This window comes from Vibrio sp. V42_P2S4T144 (assembly GCF_009904715.1).
GTDB lineage: Bacteria > Pseudomonadota > Gammaproteobacteria > Enterobacterales > Vibrionaceae > Vibrio > Vibrio alginolyticus.
This window is the reverse complement of record NZ_WXWS01000246.1, coordinates 1-7,285: the sequence shown is the minus strand read 5'-3', so window position 1 is coordinate 7,285 and position 7,285 is coordinate 1. Positions and strand designations below refer to the sequence as shown.

8 protein-coding genes are annotated in these 7,285 nt (G+C 44.4%); all 8 read left to right on the top strand.

What is annotated here, in order from left to right:
• Nucleotides 1-187 precede the first annotated feature (187 nt).
• On the top strand, nucleotides 188-1,615 hold the full coding sequence (gene ccoN / locus CAG68_RS08560; RefSeq protein WP_005396488.1) for a cytochrome-c oxidase, cbb3-type subunit I: 1,428 nt from the start codon (nucleotides 188-190) through the stop codon (nucleotides 1,613-1,615).
• A 12-nt stretch (nucleotides 1,616-1,627) separates the two neighbouring features.
• The gene (ccoO, locus tag CAG68_RS08555; RefSeq protein ID WP_005377475.1) at nucleotides 1,628-2,248 is read left to right on the top strand and encodes a cytochrome-c oxidase, cbb3-type subunit II; all 621 of its coding nucleotides are present in this window, start codon (nucleotides 1,628-1,630) and stop codon (nucleotides 2,246-2,248) included.
• Between the two features lie 9 nt (nucleotides 2,249-2,257).
• On the top strand, nucleotides 2,258-2,431 hold the full coding sequence (locus CAG68_RS08550; protein WP_005377485.1) for a cbb3-type cytochrome oxidase subunit 3: 174 nt from the start codon (nucleotides 2,258-2,260) through the stop codon (nucleotides 2,429-2,431).
• Nucleotides 2,431-3,405 carry a cytochrome-c oxidase, cbb3-type subunit III gene (ccoP, locus tag CAG68_RS08545; protein ID WP_005377487.1) on the top strand — a complete coding sequence of 325 codons (975 nt, stop codon included), beginning with the start codon at nucleotides 2,431-2,433 and terminating at the stop codon, nucleotides 3,403-3,405. Before CAG68_RS08550 ends, ccoP begins: the two co-directional genes overlap by 1 nt.
• 105 nt (nucleotides 3,406-3,510) lie before the next feature.
• The gene (locus CAG68_RS08540) at nucleotides 3,511-3,987 is read left to right on the top strand and encodes a FixH family protein (RefSeq protein ID WP_005377489.1); all 477 of its coding nucleotides are present in this window, start codon (nucleotides 3,511-3,513) and stop codon (nucleotides 3,985-3,987) included.
• A 4-nt stretch (nucleotides 3,988-3,991) separates the two neighbouring features.
• Nucleotides 3,992-6,355, top strand: coding sequence for a heavy metal translocating P-type ATPase metal-binding domain-containing protein (locus CAG68_RS08535; protein ID WP_161441010.1), 2,364 nt, complete (start codon nucleotides 3,992-3,994; stop codon nucleotides 6,353-6,355).
• A 15-nt stretch (nucleotides 6,356-6,370) separates the two neighbouring features.
• Nucleotides 6,371-6,535, top strand: a complete 165-nt coding sequence (ccoS, locus tag CAG68_RS08530) for a cbb3-type cytochrome oxidase assembly protein CcoS (RefSeq protein ID WP_025766638.1) — start codon at nucleotides 6,371-6,373, stop codon at nucleotides 6,533-6,535.
• Between the two features lie 8 nt (nucleotides 6,536-6,543).
• Nucleotides 6,544-7,224, top strand: a complete 681-nt coding sequence (locus tag CAG68_RS08525) for a sulfite exporter TauE/SafE family protein (protein ID WP_025766639.1) — start codon at nucleotides 6,544-6,546, stop codon at nucleotides 7,222-7,224.
• The last annotated feature ends 61 nt before the right edge of the window (nucleotides 7,225-7,285 follow it).

Sequence of the window (7,285 nt, the reverse complement as noted above, 5' to 3'; positions counted from 1 at the left end):
TTACTACCCTGTCATTGAATTGTTAATTCAAGTATAGTGTCACGCTGAAAATGCCACTTTTTATTAAAGTCAGCAATGGAAATAAGGTGATGATAACACTTGAATTCTAGAGTTTACTTGGGTGGTGTTACGACGCAAGTCGTGTTGGAAGTAAAAGTGTAGTTAATTAGAAATTGGAAGCATGCAAATGAGCCAAGTAAAGCAGCTTGAACAAAACTACAACTATACAGTCGTTCGCCAATTTACCCTTGTGACCATTTTATGGGGCATAGTTGGTATGGCTGTTGGTGTTTTGATTGCCGCTCAATTAGTTTGGCCACAGCTAAACTTTGATACGCCGTGGTTGACGTACAGTCGCTTACGTCCACTGCATACTAATGCGGTAATTTTTGCGTTTGGTACCAGTGCTCTGTTCGCAACGTCTTATTATGTTGTACAGCGCACATGTCAAACACGTCTTTTTGGTGGCCCACTCGTTGCCTTCACCTTTTGGGGTTGGCAAGCAATCATCCTGGCAGCAGCCATTACTTTGCCTCTCGGTTTAACATCGGGTAAAGAGTATGCTGAGCTAGAATGGCCTATTGATATCGCAATTGCGCTAGTATGGGTATCATATGCGGTGGTGTTCTTCGGCACACTGGTGAAACGAAACACGTCACACATATATGTGGCAAACTGGTTCTTCGGTGCCTTTATTATCACAGTAGCAGTACTTCACATCGTGAACAGCATGGCTATTCCTGTGTCACTCGGTAAATCTTACTCGATTTACTCGGGCGCAGTGGATGCGATGGTTCAGTGGTGGTATGGACACAATGCGGTAGGTTTCCTACTGACCGCTGGTTTCCTAGGTATGATGTACTACTTCGTTCCTAAACAAGCTGAACGTCCTGTTTATTCTTACCGTCTATCTATCGTTCACTTCTGGGCACTTATTTCTCTATATATTTGGGCAGGCCCTCACCACCTTCATTATACAGCGCTACCAGACTGGACTCAGTCTCTAGGTATGGTTATGTCGCTGGTTCTATTTGCTCCTTCTTGGGGTGGTATGATCAACGGTATTATGACGTTATCTGGTGCATGGCATAAGCTTCGTTATGACCCTATCCTACGTTTCCTAATCGTTTCACTGTCGTTCTACGGTATGTCTACCTTTGAAGGCCCGATGATGTCGATTAAGACGGTTAACGCACTTTCTCACTACACAGACTGGACCATTGGTCACGTTCACTCTGGTGCGTTAGGTTGGGTTGCGATGGTTTCTATCGGCTCTGTATATCACTTGGTACCTCGCCTATTTGGCCAGGAGCGTATGTACTCTGTTGGTCTAGTTAATGTGCATTTCTGGCTAGCAACAATCGGTACCGTTCTTTACATCGTTGCGATGTGGATCTCTGGTGTAATGCAAGGTCTTATGTGGCGCGCGGTTAACTCTGACGGTACGCTAACTTACAGCTTTGTTGAGTCTGTAGAAGCGTCTTATCCGTTCTACTTTGTACGTTTCCTAGGCGGATTTATCTTCCTATCTGGTATGTTCCTAATGGCATACAACACGTACAAAACGGTAAGTGCACCTAAAGAAAGCCTAAAAGCTATCCCACATCCGGCATAAGGAGATTTAAGAATGAGTAATAATTCTAATAATCGCCATGAAATCTTAGAACGTAATGTCGGTTTGTTGGCTATTTTTATCGTGTTTGCTATCAGTTGGGGCGCTCTTGTAGAGATCACGCCTCTGATTTTCCAAAAGCAAACGACTGAACCTGTAGAAAATCTGCGCGCTTACACTCCTTTGGAGATGGAAGGCCGTGATATCTACATCCGTGAAGGTTGTAACGTTTGTCACAGCCAGATGGTTCGTCCTTTCCGCTCAGAGACTGAACGTTACGGTCACTACTCTGTTGCTGGTGAGAGTGTTTGGGAACACCCATTCCTTTGGGGCTCTAAGCGTACAGGCCCGGATTTAGCTCGTGTTGGTGGTCGTTATTCTGACGAATGGCACCGTGTTCACCTGTTAGATCCTCGTGAGCTTGTACCTGAGTCAAACATGCCAGGTTTCCCGTGGCTAGCTGAAAACGTTTTAGACGGTAAGCTAACTCAGAAGAAACTTGAGCTATTTCGTGATCAGTTCGGCGTTCCATACACTGATGAAGAGATCGCGAATTCGGCTAAAGAAGTAGAAGGTAAAACAGAGATGGATGCAATCATCGCTTACCTTCAGTCTCTTGGTCATGCAATGAAGTAAGGGGATCATATGGATTTCGGTACAATTCATAGTATTTATACCGTTGTACTCTTCGCTAGTTTTATTGGCATCGTATGGTGGGCATTTAGTAAAAAGCGTAAAGCACGCTTTGAAGAAGATGCCAACTTGGTGTTTGCTGACGAAGAACAAAAGACCCCTAATAACCAAGGAGTGAAGAAGTAATGACTACATTCTGGAGTCTCTGGATTATCGTGATTACTGTCGGTACGCTAGTAGGCTGTGCGATTCTCCTGACTTGGTGCGCTAAAGATAAAATGGGCGTCGAGGAAGGGGAAGACATGGGCCACGAGTACGATGGTATTCGCGAGCTAAACAACCCTCTACCAAAGTGGTGGACTTACCTGTTTGTAAGCACATTTGTGTTCGCAGCAGTTTACCTTGCCCTATTCCCAGGCCTAGGTAGCTTCAAGGGCTTTTTAAACTGGCAGAGTTCGGCTCAAACCGTTCGCTCACTAGAAGAGTCAAAAGAAGCCATCGCTGCAGCACAAGAGAACAAGCAACTAAACCAATATGCAAAAGAACTGGATGATGCCGACGCTTACTTCGGCGAAGCATTCCGTAAACTTGCGCACAATGACAGTGGTCTACGCCCAATTCCTGAAATTGCGCAAGATCCTGAAGCATTAAAAGTTGGTCAGCGTTTGTTTTTGCAAAACTGTTCTCAATGCCATGGCTCTGATGCACGTGGTCAGAAAGGCTTCCCTAACCTGACTGATGATGCATGGCTATATGGTGGCGAGCCAGCAGCGATCGTTACAACCATCATGCACGGCCGTATTGGTCAAATGCCAGCATGGAAAGATGCCCTTGGTGAGCAAGGTGTTCAAGAAGTTGTAAGTTACACACTTAGTCTATCTGGTCGTAAAGTAAATGCTCGTGAAGCCGCGGCAGGTAAAGCACGCTTCGTAGTGTGTGCAGCTTGTCATGGTACCGATGGTAAGGGTAACCCTGCAGTCGGTGCGCCTGACCTTACAGACCAAGACTGGTTATTTGGTGACTCTCGTGCAGCTGTAACAGAAACCGTAATGAACGGACGCTCAGGCGTAATGCCTGCGTGGAAAGACATTTTGGGTGAAGATAAAGTTCAGCTCGTTGCCTCATATGTCTGGAGTTTAAGTAACTCAGAGAGTAAGTAACTGAGATATTACGTAACATAGCAATAACAGCCCCTTTCAGAGGGGCTGTCTTTCCTTTAAATTTAACGCCTTACATTTTTTCATTTAGCTGTTGAGAACTTTTTTATGGTAAAGCCTTGGTATAAACAATTTTGGCCGTGGTTCCTAATCATCCTTCCTCTTACTGTCGTAGTTTGGACTGTGATTACTGTGGTCGTTTTCTCGAACAACTCTGTTTCTTTAGTCGCCGAGGATTACTATAAAAAAGGCAAAGGCATTAATATCGACATTAGTAAAATGAATGTCGCTCGTGACCTAGGTCTTAACGCTGAGATTTCCTCTGAAAATAACAATGTTGTGATTGTTTTCGCTAAAGGGAAGCTACCTCATTACCCTGCTCTAACGGCCACTTTCACTCATCGTACTCTTCCTGATCGTGACTTCACAAAGCTTGTAACAGCGGATGCATCTGGTAATTACCGACTAAAAGCTGAGGAATCTATTCAAGGACCATGGTTTGTTGAACTACAACCACACGACAAGCAATGGATGATCCAAGGTAAAGTTGAGTTTCCTGCCTCTTCAACACCGTTAATGAAGTAAGCATATGTGTAAATCCTGTTATCACTGCGGTGAAGATGTACCAGCCAACACGGATTTCAAAGTAGAAATATTGGGTGAAATTCGCGACATGTGTTGTCCGGGCTGCGAAACTGTGGCGCAGACTATTGTCGATAGTGGTCTTGTCTCATATTACCAATACCGCACTGCGCCTGCAGAAAAGGCAGATCTAGTACCAGAGCAACTCCAAGCTTTAATTCATTATGATAATCCGGATGTACAATCTGAATTCGTACGAAATCGCGAAAATGTTTCTGAAGTAACCCTTTCTTTGGAAGGCGTTTCATGTGCCGCTTGTGCGTGGTTAATCGAAAAGCAAGTTTCTAATACGGCCGGGTTGGTATCTATCCGTGTTAATACAACCACCAATCGAGCGTTACTAGCCTGGGATAAAACTCAGGTACGGTTAAGCGAGCTCCTTTCCGTTATACATAAACTTGGTTACAAAGCTGCACCTTTTGAAGCAGATAAGCAAGAAGCCTCTTACCATCGAATGATGAAGCAATATCTATATCGGCTAGGTATTGCAGGTTTAGCAACCATGCAGGTCATGATGCTCGCCGTTGCACTGTATCTCGAAGTCTTTGGTGATTTAGAGCCAGAGTTTAAAAGTTACTTTCGTTGGGTAAGTTTGATTTTTGCTACTCCTGTTTTGCTTTATTCCGCTCTTCCATTTTACTTAAACGCATGGCGCAGTATCAAAGGCCGAACCCTTGGTATGGATGTCCCGGTTTCTATCGCGTTGATCTTTGCCTATGTTGCAAGTTTAGTTGCAACAGTAACTGAACAAGGCGAAGTCTTCTTTGAATCTATCTCGATGTTTACCTTCTTTTTGTTAGTAGGTCGATTCTTAGAGATGCGCGCTCGTCGCAAAGCTGCTGCAGCGAGTGGTAACCTTCTTAAGTTGATTCCTGCAATTGCTACAACGCTGGACGGTGATCAGATACCCGTGAAGACGCTAAAAGTTGGCGATCGTATTCGCGTTCTACCTGGTGAACATATCCCCGCTGACGGTAAAGTTATTTCAGGCCGTATTCATATTGATGAATCCATGCTAACGGGCGAGTCAGTGCACGTTGTGAAACGAGGAGGCGATGTCGTTTATGCGGGAACGCTAAACGGAGATGAATCATTTGAACTCGAGGTAGTGAGCTCAAAGGCCGATTCAATGATTTCTAATATCGTGCGTTTACAAGATGAAGCTCAACACTCCAAACCTAAAATTGCGGAAATTGCCGACATTGTCGCCCGTTACTTTGTTGGTGTGATTCTTATTATCTCTGCTGGTACTTGGTTTTACTGGCATCAAACAAAACCAGATGATGCGTTTTGGATCATGCTGTCTGTGTTAGTTGCTACATGCCCATGTGCGCTATCTCTGGCCACTCCGACCGCTCTCACTTGTGCTACCTCTAGAATGGGTAATTTTGGCATTTTGCTTCGTAAAGGCCATGTGTTTGAGACACTATGTAAGATCAACCACTTAGTTGTAGATAAAACAGGCACTCTAACGAAAGGTGATATTGAGATCTGTGAAACAAAGGTACTTAGTGATCTCCCACAGAAAGATTGTCTATCACTAGCTGCAGCTTTAGAGGCTCATGCAAACCACCCTATCGCTCGTTCTTTTGCAACTTTCACCAATGATGACTTTATCGTGTCTGATGTGCAAAACGTGATTGGGTCAGGGATTGAAGGGATATGGAATGGCAAAATCGTTAAGATAGGCAGTGCGGCTTTTGTTCAAGGCAAAGAAAGTCATGAAAGCCAGGCGGTCGATCTGTCGGTTGATGGCAAGCATGTCGCTAGCTTTTACTACCACGACCCTATCCGAAAAGAAAGCAAAGCCTTTATTCAACGTTTTGCTGACGCTGGAATTAAGACAACCCTGCTAACTGGTGATTCTCTCTCAAACGCCCAACCAGTGGCAAATGAAATTGGTATCGATCACATCGTCGCGTCAGCAAAGCCAGAAGATAAGCTTGCATACCTTAAGAGCTTGGACGAAAACAGTATCACTATGATGGTTGGTGATGGAATCAATGACGCGCCGACTCTCGCCGGAGCTCACCTTTCTGTCGCAATGGGTGGTGGTACAGATGTCGCTAAAGCTTCTGCTGATATGACGTTACTTGGGGATAATCTCGAAAAACTACTAGAGGCACGTTTGCTTGCACTGCGTACAAGAAAGATTATTCGAGAAAACTTGGCTTGGTCTTTGGGTTACAACCTGTTAATTTTGCCTTTGGCGGTCGCAGGTTTAGTGGCTCCCTACATTGCAGTAGTTGGCATGTCTGCAAGCTCAATTATCGTTGTATCTAACTCTTTGCGCCTGCTCAAAGAGAAATAAGTAGAGAAAGCAAACATGGAAAGTCTTTATATATTGATTCCCATCGCTATCGTTCTCGTTTGTGTTGCTGTCGCCATTTTTCTTTGGGCGGTAAGAAGCGATCAGTTTGAAGATCTTGAACGGCAAGGGCACAACATTCTTCTCGACGAAGAAGACCAATCTAATAGTGATAAAAAGTAGCGACCTTTATGACTCCTGATTTTATCGGTGCGTTGATGATCGGCTTAGTAGGAGCCGGTCATTGTATGGGTATGTGTGGTGGTATCGCGTCTATGCTTACCATGGGCTCTTCTGCTAAAAATAAAACTACCCCTCTTATCCCCCTCTTCTACAACCTCGGACGATTGATCAGTTATACCTTAATAGGTGCATTAGTGGGTGGTGCTATATCAGGTTTATCTGAGCTTAGTGGGTTAACGCACTCTCTTGCTTGGTTAAGGCTGATTGCTGCGTTATTCATGATCCTAGTCGCGCTGTATATTGCTAAATGGTGGCAAGGCTTACTTTTAATAGAAAAGCTAGGGCAGTATCTCTGGCGCTTTATCTCGCCGGCAGGGAAGAGTTTGTTGCCATTAAAGCATCCTCTTCACGCGTTGCCATTTGGCTTTATTTGGGGTTGGTTACCATGTGGTTTAGTTTATTCAGCGCTTACTTGGTCGGCGGTTTCTGGTAGTGCGATGAACGGCGGCCTAATTATGCTTGCGTTTGGGCTCGGAACGCTACCTGCAATGCTTATTATTGGATACGGTGCCAATCATTTTCAGAAATTACAAAAATCATTAATATTTAGAAATATTTCAGCATTAATCCTTATTGGCTATGGTACGTATACCGCTGTAGGAGCCTTAGCGTTACTCGGTTTCATATAACGTTAAACTCTATTGAGGTGACATTTTTGCTACCCTTTAGGATTAAGCGATGCTAAAATAT